Annotated in this window: 21 protein-coding genes and 1 pseudogene; 12 read left to right on the top strand and 10 right to left on the bottom strand. The window is 68.6% G+C overall.

The features are described from left to right. Positions 1 to 52: 52 nt before the first annotated feature. From arsA to ACFV4K_RS10435, 3 genes are read right to left on the bottom strand one after another with little or no spacing between them, the layout of a single operon-like run. On the bottom strand, positions 53 to 1825 hold the full coding sequence (gene arsA, locus ACFV4K_RS10445) for an arsenical pump-driving ATPase (protein ID WP_379273777.1): 1773 nt from the start codon (positions 1823 to 1825) through the stop codon (positions 53 to 55). 11 nt (positions 1826 to 1836) lie between these two features. After that, positions 1837 to 2247, bottom strand: a complete 411-nt coding sequence (gene arsD, locus ACFV4K_RS10440) for an arsenite efflux transporter metallochaperone ArsD (RefSeq protein ID WP_379273775.1) — start codon at positions 2245 to 2247, stop codon at positions 1837 to 1839. A 20-nt stretch (positions 2248 to 2267) separates the two neighbouring features. After that, positions 2268 to 2690 carry a low molecular weight phosphatase family protein gene (locus ACFV4K_RS10435; RefSeq protein ID WP_379273773.1) on the bottom strand — a complete coding sequence of 141 codons (423 nt, stop codon included), beginning with the start codon at positions 2688 to 2690 and terminating at the stop codon, positions 2268 to 2270. A 78-nt stretch (positions 2691 to 2768) separates the two neighbouring features. Between ACFV4K_RS10435 and ACFV4K_RS10430 the strand changes: the two genes are divergently transcribed. The 3 genes and pseudogenes from ACFV4K_RS10430 to ACFV4K_RS10420 form a co-directional block, all read left to right on the top strand. Next, the gene (locus ACFV4K_RS10430; protein WP_379273771.1) at positions 2769 to 3188 is read left to right on the top strand and encodes an ArsR/SmtB family transcription factor; all 420 of its coding nucleotides are present in this window, start codon (positions 2769 to 2771) and stop codon (positions 3186 to 3188) included. Continuing rightward, positions 3185 to 4174, top strand: a complete 990-nt coding sequence (gene trxB, locus ACFV4K_RS10425; protein WP_379273769.1) for a thioredoxin-disulfide reductase — start codon at positions 3185 to 3187, stop codon at positions 4172 to 4174. Before ACFV4K_RS10430 ends, trxB begins: the two co-directional genes overlap by 4 nt. Before the next feature lie 36 nt (positions 4175 to 4210). Then, positions 4211 to 4354: pseudogene (locus ACFV4K_RS10420) on the top strand (FAD-dependent oxidoreductase); the annotation flags it as partial. 220 nt (positions 4355 to 4574) lie between these two features. On the opposite strand, the gene ACFV4K_RS10415 reads toward ACFV4K_RS10420, so the two are convergent. Both ACFV4K_RS10415 and ACFV4K_RS10410 read right to left on the bottom strand, forming a co-directional pair. Beyond that, complete coding sequence (locus tag ACFV4K_RS10415) at positions 4575 to 5183, bottom strand: GNAT family N-acetyltransferase (RefSeq protein WP_379273767.1); 609 nt, start codon at positions 5181 to 5183, stop codon at positions 4575 to 4577. Between the two features lie 4 nt (positions 5184 to 5187). After that, positions 5188 to 6144 carry an MBL fold metallo-hydrolase gene (locus ACFV4K_RS10410; RefSeq protein ID WP_379273765.1) on the bottom strand — a complete coding sequence of 319 codons (957 nt, stop codon included), beginning with the start codon at positions 6142 to 6144 and terminating at the stop codon, positions 5188 to 5190. Between the two features lie 47 nt (positions 6145 to 6191). Between ACFV4K_RS10410 and ACFV4K_RS10405 the strand changes: the two genes are divergently transcribed. Beyond that, positions 6192 to 6614, top strand: a complete 423-nt coding sequence (locus ACFV4K_RS10405; RefSeq protein WP_379273763.1) for a MerR family transcriptional regulator — start codon at positions 6192 to 6194, stop codon at positions 6612 to 6614. Here ACFV4K_RS10405 and ACFV4K_RS10400 read toward each other — a convergent pair. After that, positions 6611 to 7927 carry a cytochrome P450 gene (locus ACFV4K_RS10400; protein WP_379273761.1) on the bottom strand — a complete coding sequence of 439 codons (1317 nt, stop codon included), beginning with the start codon at positions 7925 to 7927 and terminating at the stop codon, positions 6611 to 6613. The two genes, ACFV4K_RS10405 and ACFV4K_RS10400, sit on opposite strands and share 4 nt — an antisense overlap. A 137-nt stretch (positions 7928 to 8064) precedes the next feature. Here ACFV4K_RS10400 and ACFV4K_RS10395 point away from each other — a divergent pair, with 137 nt between their 5' ends. From ACFV4K_RS10395 to ACFV4K_RS10375, 5 genes are all read left to right on the top strand, one after another. After that, positions 8065 to 9201: an epoxide hydrolase family protein gene (locus ACFV4K_RS10395; RefSeq protein WP_379273759.1), complete on the top strand. Its 1137-nt coding sequence runs from the start codon at positions 8065 to 8067 to the stop codon at positions 9199 to 9201. A 69-nt stretch (positions 9202 to 9270) separates the two neighbouring features. Continuing rightward, positions 9271 to 9924 (top strand): 1,4-alpha-glucan branching protein, encoded by a 654-nt coding sequence (locus ACFV4K_RS10390; protein ID WP_379273757.1) that lies wholly within the window; start codon positions 9271 to 9273, stop codon positions 9922 to 9924. 76 nt (positions 9925 to 10000) lie between these two features. Beyond that, on the top strand, positions 10001 to 10567 hold the full coding sequence (locus ACFV4K_RS10385; protein ID WP_379273755.1) for a DUF308 domain-containing protein: 567 nt from the start codon (positions 10001 to 10003) through the stop codon (positions 10565 to 10567). Positions 10568 to 10751: 184 nt separating this feature from the next. After that, the gene (gene narJ, locus ACFV4K_RS10380) at positions 10752 to 11399 is read left to right on the top strand and encodes a nitrate reductase molybdenum cofactor assembly chaperone (protein WP_379273753.1); all 648 of its coding nucleotides are present in this window, start codon (positions 10752 to 10754) and stop codon (positions 11397 to 11399) included. Further along, entirely contained in the window at positions 11396 to 11560 is a 165-nt protein-coding gene (locus tag ACFV4K_RS10375) for a respiratory nitrate reductase subunit gamma (RefSeq protein WP_379273751.1), read from the top strand. The genes narJ and ACFV4K_RS10375 overlap by 4 nt, the downstream gene beginning before the upstream one ends. 3 nt (positions 11561 to 11563) lie before the next feature. Here the strand turns inward: ACFV4K_RS10375 and ACFV4K_RS10370 are convergent, their stop codons facing one another. Further along, positions 11564 to 12283, bottom strand: a complete 720-nt coding sequence (locus tag ACFV4K_RS10370; protein WP_379273749.1) for a TetR/AcrR family transcriptional regulator C-terminal domain-containing protein — start codon at positions 12281 to 12283, stop codon at positions 11564 to 11566. A 108-nt stretch (positions 12284 to 12391) separates the two neighbouring features. On the opposite strand from ACFV4K_RS10370, the gene ACFV4K_RS10365 reads away from it, so the two are divergent. The 3 genes from ACFV4K_RS10365 (at position 12392) to ACFV4K_RS10355 (ending at position 16194) form a co-directional block, all read left to right on the top strand. Next, on the top strand, positions 12392 to 14011 hold the full coding sequence (locus ACFV4K_RS10365; protein ID WP_379273747.1) for an FAD-dependent monooxygenase: 1620 nt from the start codon (positions 12392 to 12394) through the stop codon (positions 14009 to 14011). A gap of 16 nt (positions 14012 to 14027) precedes the next feature. After that, on the top strand, positions 14028 to 14906 hold the full coding sequence (locus ACFV4K_RS10360) for an NAD(P)-dependent oxidoreductase (RefSeq protein WP_379273841.1): 879 nt from the start codon (positions 14028 to 14030) through the stop codon (positions 14904 to 14906). 91 nt (positions 14907 to 14997) lie between these two features. Next, positions 14998 to 16194 (top strand): DUF418 domain-containing protein, encoded by a 1197-nt coding sequence (locus ACFV4K_RS10355; RefSeq protein WP_379273746.1) that lies wholly within the window; start codon positions 14998 to 15000, stop codon positions 16192 to 16194. Between the two features lie 9 nt (positions 16195 to 16203). Here the strand turns inward: ACFV4K_RS10355 and ACFV4K_RS10350 are convergent, their stop codons facing one another. The 3 genes from ACFV4K_RS10350 to ACFV4K_RS10340 are packed head-to-tail and all read right to left on the bottom strand — an operon-like array spanning position 16204 to position 18008. Further along, positions 16204 to 16563, bottom strand: coding sequence for a VOC family protein (locus tag ACFV4K_RS10350; protein ID WP_357081921.1), 360 nt, complete (start codon positions 16561 to 16563; stop codon positions 16204 to 16206). A gap of 9 nt (positions 16564 to 16572) precedes the next feature. Continuing rightward, a complete protein-coding gene (locus tag ACFV4K_RS10345) occupies positions 16573 to 17421 on the bottom strand; it encodes an alpha/beta fold hydrolase (protein WP_379273744.1) in 849 nt (282 codons plus the stop codon). Continuing rightward, entirely contained in the window at positions 17418 to 18008 is a 591-nt protein-coding gene (locus ACFV4K_RS10340; protein ID WP_379273742.1) for a TetR/AcrR family transcriptional regulator, read from the bottom strand. The genes ACFV4K_RS10345 and ACFV4K_RS10340 overlap by 4 nt, the downstream gene beginning before the upstream one ends. Between the last annotated feature and the right edge of the window lie 369 nt (positions 18009 to 18377).

Below are 18377 nucleotides of genomic sequence, written 5' to 3'. Positions count from 1 at the left end.
GTTGTCGTGGTGCGGCGTGAGGCGGCGGGCCTTCGTAGTCGATCTCGCCCTGTCAGCGAAACGGCGAGGAGACTGGCTCGTTTCCGGCGAGTGAGGACAGGGCCGTTACTCCCACGGGTTCGGTGGGCAACAGGGGAACGATCGCATGCCGATCGTGTGTGCTGGTGACGGCATCGATCTCGGCGACTTCGGTCTCGGCGCGTCGTTGCAGTAGCGGTGATGTCGGGTGGGCTGCGGCGATGGAGTTATTGACCACCCAGGCCCAGGGGTGGATGCCTGCGCGTTCGAGATCGGCGTGCAGGCCTTCGGCTTCGAGGCGGGGGGTGGTTTCGGCGAGGGTGACGAGCACGATCTTGGTCTCGTCGGGGTTCTGCAGCCGCATGAGCGGGGTGGTGATGTCCGTATCGTCGCCCATCTGGCGGGCGACCTCGCGGTGGTAGGAGCCAGTGGCGTCGAGCAGGAGCAGGGTGTGGCCGGTGGGCGCGGTGTCGACGACGACGAAGTGCCGGCGGGATTCGTCGATAACCCGCGAGAAGGCCTGGAAGACAGCGACTTCCTCGGTACACGGTGATTTCAGGTCTTCGGCGAGGCTGGCGCGGCCTTGGTCGTCGAGAGCAGCTCCTTTGCTGGTCAGGACCCGGTCGCGGTAGGCGGCGGTGGCCTGGGCTGGGTCGATGCGCGAGACGGTCAGGTTCTCGAGGCTGCCGGCGAGGGTCTCGGTGAGGTGCGCGGCCGGGTCGGTGGTGGTCAGGTGCACCTGGTGGCCGCGTTGCGCGAGTGCGACGGCCACCGCGGCGGCGATGGTGGTTTTGCCGACGCCGCCCTTGCCCATGCACATGATCAGGCCGTGGTCGTCGGTGGCGAGCTCGTCGACGAGGGCCGACAGCGGCGCATCCGAAGCGGCCGCGGCATGCCCGGATCGCGGTTTCGTCGCTGCATTCGATTCGGTGGTGAACAGAGTGTCGAGGGCATCGATGCCGACCATGTTGGTCGATTTGAGTTCGACCTGATCGATGGGCAGCCTCCGCAGGTCGGCGGGCAGGTCGGCGAGGGCGGTCTGTTCGCGGGCGTAGATGGCGGTGGCCAGCTCGTCGCCACCTTCAGGTTCGGGGAGAACTCCGTTGATGACCACGTGCTGTTGGACCAGTCCGATGTCGGCGAGTTCGGTGTGGGTGCGGGCGATCTCGGCCAGCGGGGACCGTTGGGGGCGGGCGACGAGGACCAGACGGGTTCGCTGCGGGTCGGCGAGGGCGGCGACGGCGCCGGCGTAGATGGTGCGCTGCTTGTCGAGCCCGGACAGCGGACCGAGGCAGGAGGCGTCGCCCTTGCCGTCGTCGAGGAACTCGGTCCACGACCCGGGCAGCTGCAGCAGGCGGATGGTGTGGCCGGTGGGGGCGGTGTCGAACAGGACGTGGTCGAACCCGGCGATCGTCGTCTCGTCGGTGAGCAGCGCGGTGAACTCGTTGAACGAGGCGATCTCGGTCGTGCAGGAGCCGGACAGCTGCTCGGTGATCGAGGCGAGTTCCTTGTCGGGGAGCAGACCGCGGACAGGGCCGATGATGCGTTCGCGGTAGGCGGTGGCAGCCTGTTCGGGGTCGATCTCGAGTGCGGACAGCCCCGCGACCGCAGGAACTTCGGTGATGGTGTTGCCGATGCTCATCCCGAAAACCTGTCCCACGTTGGAGGCGGGATCGGTGCTCACCAGCAGGACCTTGTGGCCCTCCTTGGTGAGAGCGACGGCCGAGGCGCAGGCGATCGAGGTCTTCCCGACCCCACCCTTGCCGGTGAAGAACAGGAACCGGGGTGCACCGTCGAGGAACTTCATGGGTCGACCTTTCAGCAGCAGCTGGCGTTGTCCGGGCCGTCGCCGCAGCAGGATCCGGCCGTGGTGGTGTCGGTGAGGCCGAGCAGCTGGCTCCCGGCGGGTGCGGCGGCCGGCTCGCGGGCGATACCGGCCCACTTGGCAAGCTGGGCGCGGTCGGGGTAGCGGCCGGTGACGGCGGTGACGCCGTCGACCAGGACCAGCGGCAACCCTTCGGAGCCGGAGATCTGCAGGAATGCCTTGACCGGCTCACGCTCGGCGAAGGCGAGGGGCTCGCTGGCGAGGTTGTAGCGGGCGATGTCACCGCCCTGGGAGTTGATCCAGTCCATGTCGGCGGTGAAGGTGACCAGGGCCTGGTCGACGTCCTCGCCACACACTCCGGTGTTGCAGCACAGTGCGGGCTCGAAAATCTCGATGCGGGTCATCAGTGGTGACTCTCCTTTTCTCAGGGGTTTGTAGGGCTGCCGGTGAGCTGCTCGGCGAGCTGGCTGACCCGGGCGGCGATGTCGTCGCGAACCAGGCGCATGCGTTCGATGCCGTCGATGCCGCGCTCGGACGGCTCGTCGGTGTCCCAGTTCTCGAACCGGGTTCCCGGGACCGGGTCGAGGTGGGCCTCGCGGCCGAGAGTGACGACCAGGTCGACCTCACGCACCAACCGCGGATCGATCAGCTTCGGGGACTCGCCGGTGATGTCCACGCCCACCTCGATCAGCGACTGCGCGGACAGGGCGTTGACAGCGGTGCCGGGCTTGGTACCGGCCGAATGCACCTCGACCGCGTCGCCGGCGGCCTTGCGCATCAACCCGGCCGCCATCTGGGACTTGCCGCCGTTCTTCACACAGACGAACAGCACCGAAGGTCTGGTCACACGAGGGTCCTTCCGGGGTGGCCGGATTCACCGGCCATTCGTTTGACGAGTTGGATCGATAACCGTCAATATAGACGTATGCCGAATCAACTGTCGAGTGGGGTCCAACCCTGTTGCTCTCCGCTCACGCGGGAGCCGCTGACCTCGGATTGGGCTGGTGACCTGGCGCGGATGTTCAAGGCGCTCGGTGATCCGGTGCGTCTGCGGATACTGAGTCTGATCGCGAGCCGCGAGGGCGGTGAGAGCTGTGTGTGCGATATCTCCCCGGCGTTCGAGCTGTCCCAGCCCACGATCTCCCATCACCTCAAGGTGCTGCGGGAGGCCGGTCTGCTCGACTGCGAGCGCCGCGGGACCTGGGTGCACTACCGGGTGATCCCGTCCGCGCTGGCCCAGTTGTCGGCGGTGCTGTCGCCCGAGCCCGGTGTTGTCGAGGGCTCGGCCTGCGCGACGGTCGACGCGACCAACCACCTTGCCGTATTGCAGAGAAGGAACCCATGACCACTGATATGACCGTTTCCGAACTCATCATCGTCGGCTCGGGACCGGCCGGTTATACCGCCGGTGTGTATGCCGCCCGCGCCGAGCTCGAACCCCTGCTGTTCGAGGGCGCCCAGTTCGGTGGCTCGCTGATGACCACCACCGAGGTCGAGAACTTCCCGGGCTTCCGTGAGGCTGTCATGGGCCCGGACCTGATGGAGGAGATGCGCGAGCAGGCCAAGCGCTTCGGTGCCGACATCCGCACCGAGGACGTCGAGGAGATCGAGCTTCACGGCCCGGTCAAGAAGGTCATCGCGGGCGGCGAAACCTATTACGCCCGTGCCGTCATCCTCGCGATGGGTGCTGCCGCCCGCTACCTCGGGATTCCCGGTGAGGAGAGGCTCCTCGGCCGCGGTGTGAGCGCGTGTGCGACCTGCGACGGCTTCTTCTTCCGCGACCAGGACATCGTGGTGGTCGGCGGGGGTGACTCCGCGATGGAGGAGGCCGCCTTCCTGACGAAGTTCGCGCGCAGTGTCACGTTGGTGCACCGCCGTGAGGAGTTCCGCGCGTCCCGGATCATGCTCGAGCGCGCCAAGGCGAACGAGAAGATTCGCTTCATGACCAACGCCGCGCCGGTGGAGGTGCTGGGCGAGAACAGCGTCACCGGCCTCGTCGTGCGCGACACCGTCACCGGGGAGCAGTCCACCTTGGACGTCACGGGCATGTTCGTCGCGATCGGCCACGATCCGCGCAGCGAGCTCGTCAAGGGTCAGGTGGACCTCGACGCCGCCGGCTACGTGAAAGTTGAGTCGCCCACCACCGCGACCTCGGCCGAGGGCGTCTTCGCCGCCGGTGACCTCGTCGACCGCACCTACCGCCAGGCGATCACCGCGGCCGGCACCGGCTGCTCGGCAGCCATCGACGCCGAGCGCTGGCTCGCCGAGCAGGGTGACATCACCGAGAACACCCTGGCCGCCGCGGGCGAACCCGTCGCCGTCGACGCCTGACCCGGCCGCGGCGTCTGGATGGATGAGCAACGCGCGATGAACCGCGTCGACGTGGTCGTGATCGGCGGCGGGCAAGCTGGACTCGCTGCCGGTTACTACCTGCGCCGTGCCGGGTACCGGTCTGTGATCCTCGACGACCAGCCCACCCCCGGCGGGGCGTGGCCGCACACCTGGCCATCGCCTCTCGCGACCTTCATCCAGTCCCAGGTCGACGCGGCCCGCATGCGCCCGGCCACCGCCGACGTGCCCGCCCTGGTCAACGTGCTGGTCGCCATGACGATCGCGGTCGTGCGCGAGGAAACCGCGGGCGGTGACCCCGCGGTCGCCGATCGCAGGATGGCGGCCACCCGCCAGGTGTGGCTGACGTCCGCGTGGGGCACCGAGATTCGATGAAGCGTCGTCAGCGGGGCGTACGCCACATCGGCCACAGTGGCGGGCCGCCCCGGGTGGCGTCCAGGGTGCCGGTGACCTCGAAACCGAACCGCTCGTAGTACGGCACGTTGTCGGGTTTGCTGGATTCCAGATAGGCGGGCAGCCCGTCCGCGTCGCACCGATCCAGCCGCGAATTGAGCAGGGCCCGCCCGAATCCCTGTCCGCGAACGCCGGGCAGGGTTCCGAGGACGGCCAGATACCAATGCGGTTCGCGGGGATGCGCCCGCGCCATCGTCTCCGAGAGCCGGCCGGCGGTCAGCAGCCGGTGCCGGAAGGCGAAGAGCAGCCCGGGCAGCTGACGCCGGGTCACGTTCTCCGGGGCGTGCCAGTGCCCGGGCGGCGCCCAGAGTGCCGCGCCCACAATGGAATTGGCGTCGTTGCAGGCCACCTCCACCCCACCCAGGGGGATGAGGTGGTGGCGGGCCATCGCGGTGAACAGCGCGGCGGCGCGGCGAGCGCGGGTGGCGTCGTCGCGGATGAGCCATGCGGTGATCGGATCGTCGGAGAAGGCGATGCCGAGCACTCGCGCCAATTCCGGAATGTCGGATAGCTGGGCCGGACGTACGGTGATCCCCATGGGTTCACGGTAGCGGCTCGGCGACCTCCGCATCGGGCGCTGCCAGCAGCAGGGCGGCGTCGTGATCATGGGTGGGGATCACCGGAACGAGGCGTTGCGCGAGGTGGAGCCGGTGCAGGGTTTTGAAGGTGGCGTCGCGGTCGTGGTCCATGAAGACGCCCGGATAGGTGGCCTTCTGGCGGATTCGGTCGATTTGCAGGGTGTGCCAGGCGGCGTCGCCGGCGAGGAGTTTCCAGCCGTGCGTCGTATGGGCGAGAACGCCGATGCTGCCGGGGGTGTGTCCGGCGAGGTCGACCAGGACGACGCTGCCGTCTCCGAAGAGGTCGTGGCTGCGGGTGAAGGTGAGGATCGGGGGACCGTCGAGGTCGTACTCCTGGTGGGGACGGTCGACGAGGGAGTCGCGGACGCCGCCCACCGGCGCGACGGGACCGGTCATGACCCAGTCCCGCTCGACGCTGTGCAGGTGGACGGGCAGCCCCGGCAGGTCGAGCAGACCGCACACGTGGTCCCAGTGGGCATGGGTGGGTAGCGCGAAGTCCAGTGCGGGCAGGCCCGGTTGGGCTCGCAGGGCGGTGGCGGTCGCAATGGTCTCGGCCGGCGGACGCGCGACGGGACGGATCACGGCGGGCAGTTGCGCAATGGCGCGATGCTCGGCGTCGATGCAGAATCCCGGGTCCACGATGAAGGTCGCTTCGGGGTGCTGGATGACGAAGGAGCTCAGCGCGCTGGTGATGCGGCGCGGAGTGGAGACGCCTTCGACGACCACCTGGGTCGGCACTGGTCGGGGGAAGTTGGTCAGAGCCGTCACGGTGACGGTGCACTCGGCGCGGGGGAGTCCCGCGTCGGTGATCGAGCGCAGAAACCGTTGGTCGGCGGGCCGGGGCCGGACCGCGCCGTGGAGGGAACCGATTGCGGCGGTGCAGCATTGCAGGAGCGTGGGCTTGCGGACTGGATCGGACATGAAGGAACGCTAATACTTAAGGTCGACATGAAGTAAAGGGGAGAATCGTGACCACAGCGCAGGACATGAGAATCGGTGACGCCGCCGCGGCACTCGGTGTGGAGACACACGTGCTGCGGCATTGGGAATCGGTGGGCCTGCTCGCCCCGCCGCGCAGCCCATCGGGTCACCGCAGCTACAACGAGGACATCCTCGACTACGCCCGCGCGATCCTGACGCTGCAGCGAACCGGTCTGTCGCTGAGCCAGATCCGGCAGCTGGGGCTCAGCGAGTACACCGATCGCCGGGCCATCATCAACGACCGCCGCACCGAGGTGCGCGAGCGCATCGCCTTGCTCGAGGCCACCGACCACTTCCTCGAGCATCTGCTCGCCTGCCGCCACGCCATCATCAGCGAATGCGACGAGTGCTCGGCGTACGTGGCACCGGCCCACGTGCGACGCGCACCCGACTTCCCGGACCGCGGTTAAGGGAGCGGGGAGACCACGACCGGAGCGCCGTGGGCCGGAACATGCGTGATGTTCCGGATCCGCACGGGCTCGCCGGTCTTGCCCTGTGGCAGCGAAAGCCGGTAGCGGGTGAGGATCTCCCGCAGCACCGCCGTTCCCTCCATCAGTGAGAACCCGGCTCCGATGCACCGTCGCACGCCGCCGCCGAACGGCAACCAGGTGTTGGGCGCGACCGATCCGTCCAGGAATCGTTCGGGCCGGAACATGACGGCGTCCGGGAAGGCTTCGGCGCGTTCGTGCGCCAGGATGATCGAGGTCGCGATGACCGTGCCCCGCGGCAGGTCGTATCCGCCGATGGTCAGGTCGCGAGTGAGTTTGCGGCCCGTGCCCGCGATGACCGTGTGCAGGCGCAGCGACTCCTTGAGCACCGCTTCGAGGTACTTCTCGTCCCCGTCGTGGGCCGCGCGGCGGGCCTGGGTCTGGATCTCGGGATTGGCGGCCAGCTCATGGCAGGTCCACGACAGCGCGGACGCGGTCGTCTCGTGCCCGGCCAGCAGAAGGGTGATCAGCTGGTCGCGGAGTTCGGCGTCGGTCAGCGGCGCGTCGTCGGGGTTCTCGCCGGATCCGGCGGCCAGCAGCCGCGACAGCACGTCGTCGCGCGCGTCCAGGTTCGGCTGCGCCCGGCGCTCGGCGATCTCACGGTAGAGCAGCTCGTCAATGGCGGATTGGGTGGCGCGGAACCGTTTCCACATGCCGCGCCGCGCCAGGAACGGGTACTTCCAGCCGAACATGATGATCGGGCTGATGTTCACGACCTCGCGCAATCGCGGCACCAGCGCGGCCCGGCGGGCTTCGTCGGCCATTCCGAACACCACCTGCATGATGACATCGAGGGTCAGATCGTTCATGCGGTCCAGCGTGTGCACGGTCGCGCCCGGAACCCACCGGTCGACATGGGTTTTCGCGATGTCGTCGACCAGCGCCCGGTATCCGCGCAATGAGGACCCCACGAAGGCGGGCATGAGCAGTCGCCGCGCGCGGGCGTGCTCGTCCTCATCGGTGATCAGCAGCGAGTGCTCGCCCAGGATCTCGGCCAGCAGCCGATTGCCCTCTCCGGCATGCAGATCCGCGGGATCTCCGGCGAAGATCTCGCGGATGTGCTCGGGCCGGGTGAACACGACCAGGTTCTCGGCGTACGGCGCGGCCAGATGCAGGGTGAAGGTGTCGCCGTGCCGGCGGGCGGCCGACCGGACCAGCGGTCCGCGCCATTTGGTGTAGATGGCGGTCTGCACGAGGGGCGGCAGGGCCGGTCCGGGTGGAAAGGTGGTGGTCACGTAGCCGGTTCCCTCCAGTCGCGCCGCCTCGCCGCGGCTGAAACGCTTGCGTACCAGCCTAGAACGCGGGCCGCCGCAGCGGAATCGGCGAACGGACTAGGACTGCCCCTGACCTAGTTGGTTCCTACCGTGGAGACATGACGGTTTTCGAGCCCTTCCGAATCGACATTCCGGCCTCCGACATCGATGATCTGCGGACCCGCCTGGCCCGCACCCGCTGGCCCGCCGATCTGCCCGAGGTGGGCTGGTCCTATGGAATTCCGACCGCCTACGTGCGCGAGCTGTGCGAGTACTGGGGCAGCGGCTACGACTGGCGCGTCCACGAGGCCGAACGCAACCGCCATCCCCAGTTCGTCACCGAAATCGACGGTCAGCGACTGCATTTCACGCACGTCCGCTCGCCCGAACCGGATGCCCTGCCGCTGGTACTGGTGCACGGCTGGCCGTTCGAGGATTTCACCGACATGATCGGCCCGCTCACCGATCCGCGTGCGCGCGGCGGCGATCCGGCCGACGCCTTCCACGTCGTCATCCCGACGCTCCCGGGGTTCGGCTTCTCCGGGCCGACGCGACACGCCGGGGAGGCCGCGACCGAGCGGTCGGCCGAGCTGATCGTGAAGCTCATGGCCGCCCTGGGCTACACCCGCTACGGCACGCACGGCGGGGACGCCGGATCGTTCATCGCTCCCGGCATCGGCCGTCTCGCGCCCGATCGGGTGGCGGGTGTGCACCTCAACGACCCCATCACGATCCCGTCCTGGAACGACGACGGCTCCGGCTACAGCGAGGCCGATCAGCAGAAGCTGGCGCGGCTGAAGGATTGGAGCAGCAGCGAGACCTCCGGGTACGCGGGCATGCACTCGACCCGTCCGCAGACTCTCGCCCCGGCCGTCGCCGACTCCCCGGCGGGTCTGCTGGCGTGGGTGCTCGACGTGGTGAACACCTTCACCGATCCGGCCCGCGAGACCCCGGACGCGGCGATCGACCGCGATCTGTTGCTGACCAACCTCGCGGTGCTGTGGTTCACCGACACCGCGGGTTCGTCCATGCGCCTATACAAGGAGTCTCAGCACTGGGGTGCCGAGCTGCCCGACTCCGGCGTACCGACCGGGATCGCGGTCTTCCCTGGTAACGGCACGATTCGCGGCCTGGCCGAACGGCAGAACACCGTCGTGCACTGGACGGAGTTCGATCGCGGCGGCCACTTCGCCTCGATGGAGACCCCCGATCTGCTGACCCGGGATCTGCGTGACTTCTTCCGAAAGCTGCGCTGACATCGGCGAATATCGGTCCGCCGCAAAGGGTTCGGCCGCGATCCGGCCGGACTCTGGCAGGATGGCACTATGGCCGAGATCCACGAGACGACCATGCAGCCCTCCAAACTGGCATTGCTGACGGCGTGGCTACCCACCCGGCACTGGCACGTCGGCGCCGGGACGCCCGCCCTGGTCAAGTCGGGCGGATTCCGGCTCGACGACCCCGACGGCGAGGTCGGCATCGAACTCATGGTCGTCACCGACCTCGCGGGTCCGGTGCCGGTCGCGTATCTGGTTCCGATGACCTACCGCGGCGCCCGCGTCGAGGGCCTGGACCACGCGCTGATCGGCACCTCCGAACACGGCGTGCTGGGTATGCGCTGGCTCTACGATGCCGCCCACGACCCGGTGTTCATCGAGCAGGCCGCCCTGCTGCTGACCGGCAAGGCCACCCCGCAGGACCAGAACACCAGTGACACCCCCGACCTGACGGTGCACGTGGTACCTGGCGACATCCTCACGCCCGCACCGGGATTCCGGCCCACGGTGATCGACACCGAAGCCCAGACCGATATCGCCTTCGACTCCGACCGCTCCACCAATGCGGGCGCGGAGCTGATCCGTGTGCACCGCCGCCTCGCCACGGGCCGGTCGCTGGGCCGTGACCGCAGCCATCTGGACGCGCCATGGTCGGCCCCCGACGGCACCACGCCACGCGGGGTTTTCCTCAGCGCTCCCTGATCCGCGACGGCCCCGACGCGCCGAGCGCACACGCAACCGTCCAGTTACCTGGACTAATCGGTCATATCATGAATAGGTGCCCGCCAACCGGATAGAGGGGCGAAGCGAGGTCTTCGCCGATTGGGCTTGGCAGTCGCTGGTCGTCACCGGCGGCTGCTCTGTGGTGCTGGGGGTGGTCCTGGCGGTCTGGCCGGACAAATCGTGGCAGGTGGCGGGGATCCTCTTCGGGCTGGTGCTGCTGGCGACGGCGGCCTTCCAATTGGTGATGGCGTTCGGCGCCCGGATCCACACGGCCCTCAAATGGCTCGAGGTGTCGAGCGCGGTCGTCTCCCTCGTGCTGGCGCTGTGGACCCTCGACGGTGGCGAGTGGGTTGCCTTGCTGTCCTTGTGGATTGGGATCGGCTGGGTGCTGCGGGGAATCGTGCAGGCGATCGTCGGAGTGTGGTCGGAGGAGTACGCGGGCGCGGGCGGACTGGAGCTGATCGGACTGGCGACCGTGGCCGCGGGGGTGGGCGTCGCGGTCGCGCCGTTCACGACGCTGCTGCCGCTCTCGATCACCGTGGGGCTGCTGACGGTTGCGCTCGGCGTCTCGGACATCGCGATCGGCCTGCGGGTACAGCCGGCGACCGTCGGAACTGTCTGACAAATCCGCCGCGCGACCTTCGTCTTTCTCTCGGGTAACCAACCCTCGCGAAATTCTGCAATTGCACGAGATTTGCCAGTAGGTTCGGGTTGTTCGTGTGCTCGGGAATCGGAACGCGCGACGGGCGCCGCCGCGTCACGCTGAGAGGCAGGGGTATGCCCCAGCAGCAGGGGAGGCATCGCAAATGAAGCGTAAGTCCGCGCGGCCCGCGGCCGGGGACTCCGAGCGGGCCGCCGCCTGGCAGGTGCAGTCGCTGCTGCTCGGCTATCCCGATGAGGCGCTGCTGGATTCGCTGCCCCTGCTGGCGCGCGCGGTCTCGGCGCTCCCCGAAGCCGTCGGTGCGCCATTGCAGCGGGTGCTGTCCTATCTGGAGACCGCGCAACCACTCGCCGCGGCGACCGCCTACGTCGACACCTTCGACCACCGCAAACGGCTCAGCCCCTACCTGACCTGGTTCCTCTACGGCGACACCCGCAAACGCGGGATGGCGCTGCTGCGGTTCAAGCAGGTCTATCAGGCGGCCGGACTGGTGCTCGGTGACGAGGAGCTGTCCGATCACCTGGCGGTCGTGCTCGAATTCGCCGCGGCGCATCCGGTTCCCGGGGAGCAGCTGCTGGTCGAGCACCGCGCGGGCATCGAGGTCATGCGGATGGCGTTGCGGGAGTCCGCGTCACCGTGGACCGGTGTCCTGGACTCGGTCTCGGCGACCCTCCCGGCCCTGCAGGGTTCCGAGCGTGAGGCCGTCGCCAAGCTCATCGCCGCCGGGCCGCGCGGCGAGGACGTCGGCCTGGAACCGTTCGCACCGCCCGATTTCATCGGAGGCCGACATTGACGCTCACCGCCAAGGATTATCTGCTGCGGGTCGCCGTCCCGTACGCGTCGTTGGGGATGTGCATTGTCAGGCTGATTCGGCGGTATCGCTACGACAAGTTCGGCTGGACCACCCCGGGTGAGTCGATGCCCGAGCGCGGCTGGGAGCCGGTCGGGCACTAGAGGTCAGGCCTGGTCCGAGGCGGCTCGCGCGGTTGCCAGTACGCCTTCGAGGACACAGGACAGGCCGAAGGCGAATGTCTGGTCGGGGGTGGGGTCTTCGGCGTCGCGGATGCGGCGGGCGAAGTGGGGATAGTCGCCGGTGGCGATGGCGGTCCGGAGGTAGGGGCCGACCGCCTCGCGCCACTGGTCCTCGGTGAGTCCGGTGCGCCGTCGGGCGCGAATCTCGGACAGTTCCTGGATGGCGGCGCCGGCGACGTAGGACAGCACCGTGTCGACGATATTGGCGGCCAGCGTGATGTCGTCGGTGAGCTCCAGGGCCGCGGCCATGGCGATATCGAAGCGGCGCAGGGCATTCGGGCCCAGGGCGGGACGGCCGGACAGGACGCGGCCCAGCCAGTGGTGGCGGAGCAGGAGATCCCGGAAGTGGTGGGCGACCGCCGCGAGGTCGGCGCGGGCATCACCGGTGAGGGCCGGTGGGGGGATTTCGGCCTGGGCGGCGTCGATCATGAGGTCCAGTAGTTCGCCGCGGTCGGTGATGTAGCGGTAGAGCGAGGCGGTGCCGGAGCCGAGTTCGGTGGCGACGCGGCGCATGGATACCGCGTCGAGCCCCTCGGTGTCGGCCAGGGTCAGGGCGGTGGCGACGATGCGGTCGACGCGCGGCGCGCGCCGAGCGGGTTCCGGGCGTTCCTTGCTCCAGACCAGCACGGGGTTTTCGTTCGTCATCACGCTCCTGTCCGGATTCTCGCGCGTCACTGCGCCATTGCGCTCAGCCTAACACTGTGGTTACGGTGTATCCATTACGGCTACGGTGTATCCATAAGGAGTTTCGCAATGACCGAACACCGAGTTCCCGTCCTGATCGCCGGGGGAGGCACGGTCGGCCTGGCCGCCGCTGTCTTCCTGTCCGGGCACGGCGTTCCGACGCTCGTGGTCGACGCACAGTCCGGCCCGTCACCGCATCCGCGCGCCACCGGGCTGTCGCGGCGAACCATGGAGATGCTGCGCGCCGAAGGGCTCGAGGACGCGGTCAACGCGGTGAGCATCGATATGCGCGCCGGGCTCGGCAAGGTCTACGCGCGCACACTGGCCGAGGCCGACTTCGCCACAACCGATCCCGCGGGCGCGGCGGCTGCCACCTCACGCACGGACGATTCGAGTCCGGCGCTGGTGCGGGGTACGTGCCCGCAGCACCGGCTGGACTCGGTGTTGCTGCCCGCCGCGCGGGAACGCGGTGCGGTGGTGCGGTATTCGACGCGGCTGGAATCGTTCACGCCGGACGTCGACGGTGTGCGCGCGGTGTTGTCCGACGGCTCCGTCGTGCGAGCCGACTATCTGATCGGCGCGGACGGGGCGCGAAGTGATGTCCGCGGCCTGCTCGATATCGAGGTCGAGGGGCCCGGCCCCTTGGGAACGCCCATGATCAGCATGCTGTTTCGCGCTGACCTCACCCCGTATACCGGGGGCCGCTCCTTCGCGACCTGCACGATCGAGAACCCGGACGTCTCCGGCCTGCTGGTCACCGTAGACGGTTCCGGCGAGTGGATTCTCCATGTGCCCGATGATGATTCGGAGGGGGGATTCCCCGATGCCCGGTGTGTGGAGCTGATCCGGGCGGCGGTCGGTGACCCGGGCGTCGAAGTCGAGGTGATCAGCGTCCTGCCCTGGCGGCCGCGTGGACAGGTGGCGGAGCGGTTCCGGTCCGGTCGGGTCTTCCTCGTGGGCGACGCCGCCCACACGGTGCCTCCGCTGGGTGCTTTCGGACTGAATACCGGTGTGGCCGACGCCCACAACCTCGCGTGGAAGATCGCCGCCGTCCACCACGGGTGGGCCGAGCGCGGATTGCTGGACAGCTACGAGGCCGAAAGGCGGCCGGTGGCGGCGACCACGCTCGAGCAAGCCGTGATTCGGCTGCTGGATCCCCGGCTGCACTGGGAGAACTCCCCGGAGATCGTCGCGGCTCGCCGACGGGCTGGAGTGCTCAATGCGCCCGTCGTGCATGTGGGCTACCGCTACGAATCCACCGCTGTCATCGGCTCGAATCCGACATTGCCTTCCACCGAGGACATTTCGCTGGTCCTGGACGGCACGCCCGGCTCGCGCCTGCCGCATCGCTGGGTGTCCCCTGACGGAGGCCGTGTGTCGACGCTGGATCTGGTCGGCAGGGATCTCACCGTCCTGACCGCCGACGAGGACTGGGCTGATGCCGCACACGCCGCCGCCGATGCACTGGCGATTCCCTTGACCGTGCATCGAATTCCTGTGACGGACAGCGATTGGACCGGTGGCATCGGCCTGCGCCCGGACGGCGCGGTCCTGGTTCGCCCTGACCACGTGGTCGCCTGGCGCATGATCGACCGGCCCCTCGACCCGCGGACCGCCCTGGTCGACGCACTGAGTGAAATCCTGTCGCTCGACGGCCGATCGATGCGACCGGTAGCCGGGGCTGGGTAGGGTTCGGCTCGTGGCGATGATCGCGTTTCTGGGGTTGGGCCGGATGGGTGCGAGGATGGCGGGGCGCATGGTCGCCGCCGGGCACGAGGTGGTGGTCTACAACCGAACCGCCGCCAAGGCCGACGAACTCGTCGCTCAGGGAGCCATATTCGCGGCCACGCCCCGCGAAGCCGCCCGGAACGCCGAGGCGATCGTCGCCATGGTGGCCGACGACGAGGCGTCGCGGGCTGCCTGGTTGGGGGCGAACGGCGCGCTGGCGGGGGAGTATGCGCCCGGCGCATTCGCCGTGGAGTTCTCGACCATCTCCCGGCCGTGGGTCCTGGAGCTGGCGAAACACGCCGCCGCCCACGGTCTTCGGTATCTCGACTCGCCGGTGACAGGGCTGCCCGATGCCGCGGCCGCCGGCCGACTCACCCTGTTCGTCGGTGCGGCCGCCGCCCACCTCGATGCGGCGCGCCCCCTGCTGCAACCCCTGTGCACCGACATCGTGCACTTCGGTGAGGTCGGTGCGGGCACGAGCTACAAGCTGATCCAGAACCTGCTCGGTTCCATTCAGATCGCCGCCACCGCCGAGGCCCTGCGCACCGCGGAACTCGCGGGCTTGGACCTGGCGCTCGTCGCCGACACCCTCTCGCGTGGCGGCGCGGCCAGCCCGACGGTGATCCGCATGTGCGCGGAGATGATCGGCGGCGTGCACGACCGCGATATCGCCTTCACCGCGGCGCTGCGCCTGAAGGACACTCGGATCGGGGTCGAACTGGCTGATACGGTCGGCACTCCCGCGGCCCTGGGTCATACCACCGAGCGGATCTTCGAACGTCTGGTCGCGGAAGGACATGGCGATCTGTCCGAAACGAAGCTCATCGACCTGCTGAGAGGTCCTGCCATGGGATGACTTCCGGGCGTGTCAATACCTCGGAGGTCGGAGAGGGAATCCGGGGCCGTGGTGGATGTGGCGGGGGCGCTGCCGGAAATAGCGTGCAGGCATGTCCGAACAGCTCGAAACCCAGGTAGCCGATGTGACGCAGAGGCAGCGCATCGGGGTGGTCGACAGTCTGCGCGGATTCGCGCTGTTCGGGATTCTGGTCACCAACACCGTGGTGGCGACCATGCTCTGGTCGGCGCCGGGCGCGGGCGCCGATCCGCAGCCGATGTTCGACGGCACACTGGACCGGTTCGCCTACGGGCTGATCGACGGGTTCTTCCTCGGCAAGTTCTATCTGCTGTTCGCGTTCCTGTTCGGGTACTCGTTCACCTTGCAGATCGCGGCCGCAGGGCGTGCGGGCGTCGCGGCCACGCCCCGGCTGTTGCGCCGCTGCCTCGCACTGTTCCTGATCGGTCTGGCGCATCTGCTGTTGCTGTGGATCGGCGACATCCTCACCCTGTACGCCGCGCTGTGCCTGATCCTGGTGGCGCTGCGCTGGATTCGGCCGCGCCCGGCCCTGATCACCGGTCTGGTGCTGTATTTCGCGTTCGCGTCCCTGGCGTTCCTGCCGGGCAACGGGGGACTGGCCGGGCTGGACGAGGTGTTCGATCTGCAGCGGATGCATGATGGCTACACCGGCAATGTCGGTGACACGCTGCGCGCCCAGCTGGAGTTCGGACCGAAGTTCATGATCTTCACCTGGATCGGTCAGGGCATTCCGGCGCTGGGGATGTTCCTGGTCGGCTTGGCGGCCGGCAAGCGCCGCGTGTTCGAGGACACGGACTGGACGACCCGGTGGCTGCCGCGGGCGCTGGCGGTGGGATTCGGTGTGGGACTGCCCGTTTCCGCTGTCACAGTGACGCTGATGACGCTGCGCGGGGAGCTGCCGTCGTACTGGTACGGGGTGCAGGAGCTCGCGAATCCGTTGCTGGCACTCGGCTACGCGGCGGGCATCGTGTGGCTGGCCCGCTACCGATGGGCGGGCGCGGTGGGCTGGCTCGCACCCGCCGGGCGGATGGCGGCGACCAACTACATCGGGCAGTCGGTGGTACTGATGCTCATTTACACCGGATACGGCCTGGCGCTGGCCGATCGCGTGCCCCCGGTCGGGGTCGTGCTGCTCGCGGTCGCCACTTATCTGGTGCAGATCCGGCTGAGCGCTCGGTGGTTGCGGACTCACCCGTACGGCCCGGTCGAGTGGCTGCTGCGCGCGGCGACCTACCTGTCGATCCCCGCGTGGCGGAAACCGACAGCGTAGGAGCGCGGTTCAGGGCAGGTCGTAGGCTGTGGCGTGCCGCGGCTGGTAGAGGCCGATCTGGCCCGCGCCCGGCACCTTCAGCATGGTGAGCAGGCCCCACCCGGCATCGGTGACGTCCGAGGTGAATTCGACGCCCTGAGACCGCAGGTCGGCCACGGTGGCGGTCAGGTCGTCGCACATGAGGTACAGCTCGGCCTTGCCGCTGTCGGGGACCTGCGCGGGATGCACGGCGAGTTCGGCGGGCGGCGACTTGAAGATGAGCCACCCGTTGTTCGCGTCGACATGGGCCAGACCGAGGACGTCGCGGAAGAAGGCCCGTGCCGCGTCGGCGTCCTCGGCGTAGAGGATGGTGTGCGCACCGGTGATCATGTGCCGACGCTAACAGCGTCCGGCCGCTCCGGCGCGCAGGTGCGCGGTCAGGATGTCGCCCAGTCGCGCGGCGAATTCGGGGGCCTCGGTGCGCATCCCATTGTGGGCGCCGGGGACCTCGGTGACCTCGATCCCCAGCCGGCGCGCGATCTCGACGGCGGGGCGGTACGGCAGGCAGCCCTTCGTCTCACGCCCGGCGGCCAGGACCAGTCGATCGGCCACCGGGGCGAGCGCCGCGAAATCGGGTAGGTACGAAGTGAATTCCCGCAGCTCGTGTTCGAGCATCAGCGGACCGTTGGCCGCCAGTCGCGCCCACATCTCGGCGGCGCGCGGCGGCAGTTCGTCGGGCATCGGAGACGGTTTCATCGCATTGCCGATGCCCGCCAGGAAGCGCATCGACGCCGGGCCGGGGCCTTCGGTGCGGAACAGCGTGTAGACCTCGTCGATCATGGCGCGCTGTTCGGCGGCGTCGGGAAGGACGGCGAAACACGGTGGTTCGTGCGCGATCAGCAGCGACACCTGCTCCGGATGCCGGGCCAGCAGATCGAGTCCCACGATCGCGCCATTGCTGCCACCGACGACGAGCGCGGGCTCACCGGTGAGGTGGCTCAGCAGCCGGTGAACGTCGTCGCTCTGCACCTCGACCCGCTGGGTCCGCTGCGGACCGTCGAGGACACTGCGCGAATAGCCGCGCTGATCCAGCGATACCACCGTGAACCGGTCCTCGAGAACCTCGGCGATCGGGTCCACCGAGGCCGCGTCGCCCCCGCCGCCGGGCAGGAACAGCACGAGCGGGCCGCGGCCGCGCACCTCGTAGTAGATGGTCGCGCCCGGTACCGGTAGCGTCTCGGATCTCATTGCGGGGTCTCCTGTCTCGATGTCGGCCACTGGGTCAGCAGCAGATGCAAGGCGTCGAGGATGCGCGCCCAGGACCCGTCGGTCTCGCGGGAGTGGTTGAAGCCGCCGACGGTCTCGAGCGTCGCGAAACCGTGGAAGGTGCTGCGCAGCAGGCGGCCCGCGTCGATGAGCTCGGCGCCGTCGAGGTCGTAGCCGCGCAGCAGGGCTTCGGTGAGCTGCACGCTGCGGACCGCTCCCGGGGCGTCGGCGATGACCTCGATGTCGAGCTTGCGCTGGGTCGCGTCGTAGCGTCCGGGGTGTTCGCGGGCGTAGTCCCGGTAGGCGTTCGCGAAGGCGATCAGCGCGTCGCGACCTGCCCGTCCCTGGACCGCCACACCGATCCGGTCGGTCATCTCGACCGCCGCCCGCAGGGCGATGCGAGTACGTAGATCCCGCAGATTCCGGACATGCGAGTAGAGGCTCGGATCCTTCACCCCGAAGTGCTTGGCGACCGCGGCCAGCGTGACGTTGTCGAATCCGATGGCATCGGCCATCTCGGCGGCCGCCTGCGTGATGCGTTCGGCGTTCAGACCCACCCGCGGCGACATCAGCCACTCCTTCCTAAGACTATTAGGGTGAAACCTAATATACATAGGTTTGGTGCGGGCGAAACCCGAACGGCCCGCGAACGTCGGGTTACCGTGTGCGCGTTCACGATCGGAGGGTGACGTGTTCGACCTGGCCGCCGACTCTCTTCTGCCAGTGCAACTCTGACCCGCCGCTCGCCTTCGATGCCACGGGACCGATGACGTTCGCGCAATATCGATGTCGGAATCGACTGCGCTGTGACGGGGCTCCGCTGGCATCAAGGTGATGCGTCGCCCGCATATCTGCCGAAGGAGATCGTCGCCGCGGCCCGCGCGCCGCGGGTGACCGCGCATGTGCTGCGCCGCACCGCCGATGGTGCGCGTGGGCTC

Source organism: Nocardia sp. NPDC059764, from assembly GCF_042732555.1.
In the GTDB taxonomy this organism is placed as follows: Bacteria; Actinomycetota; Actinomycetes; order Mycobacteriales; family Mycobacteriaceae; genus Nocardia.
The sequence above is the reverse complement of the archived record's forward strand: the minus strand, read 5'-3'. Positions and strand labels throughout refer to the sequence as shown.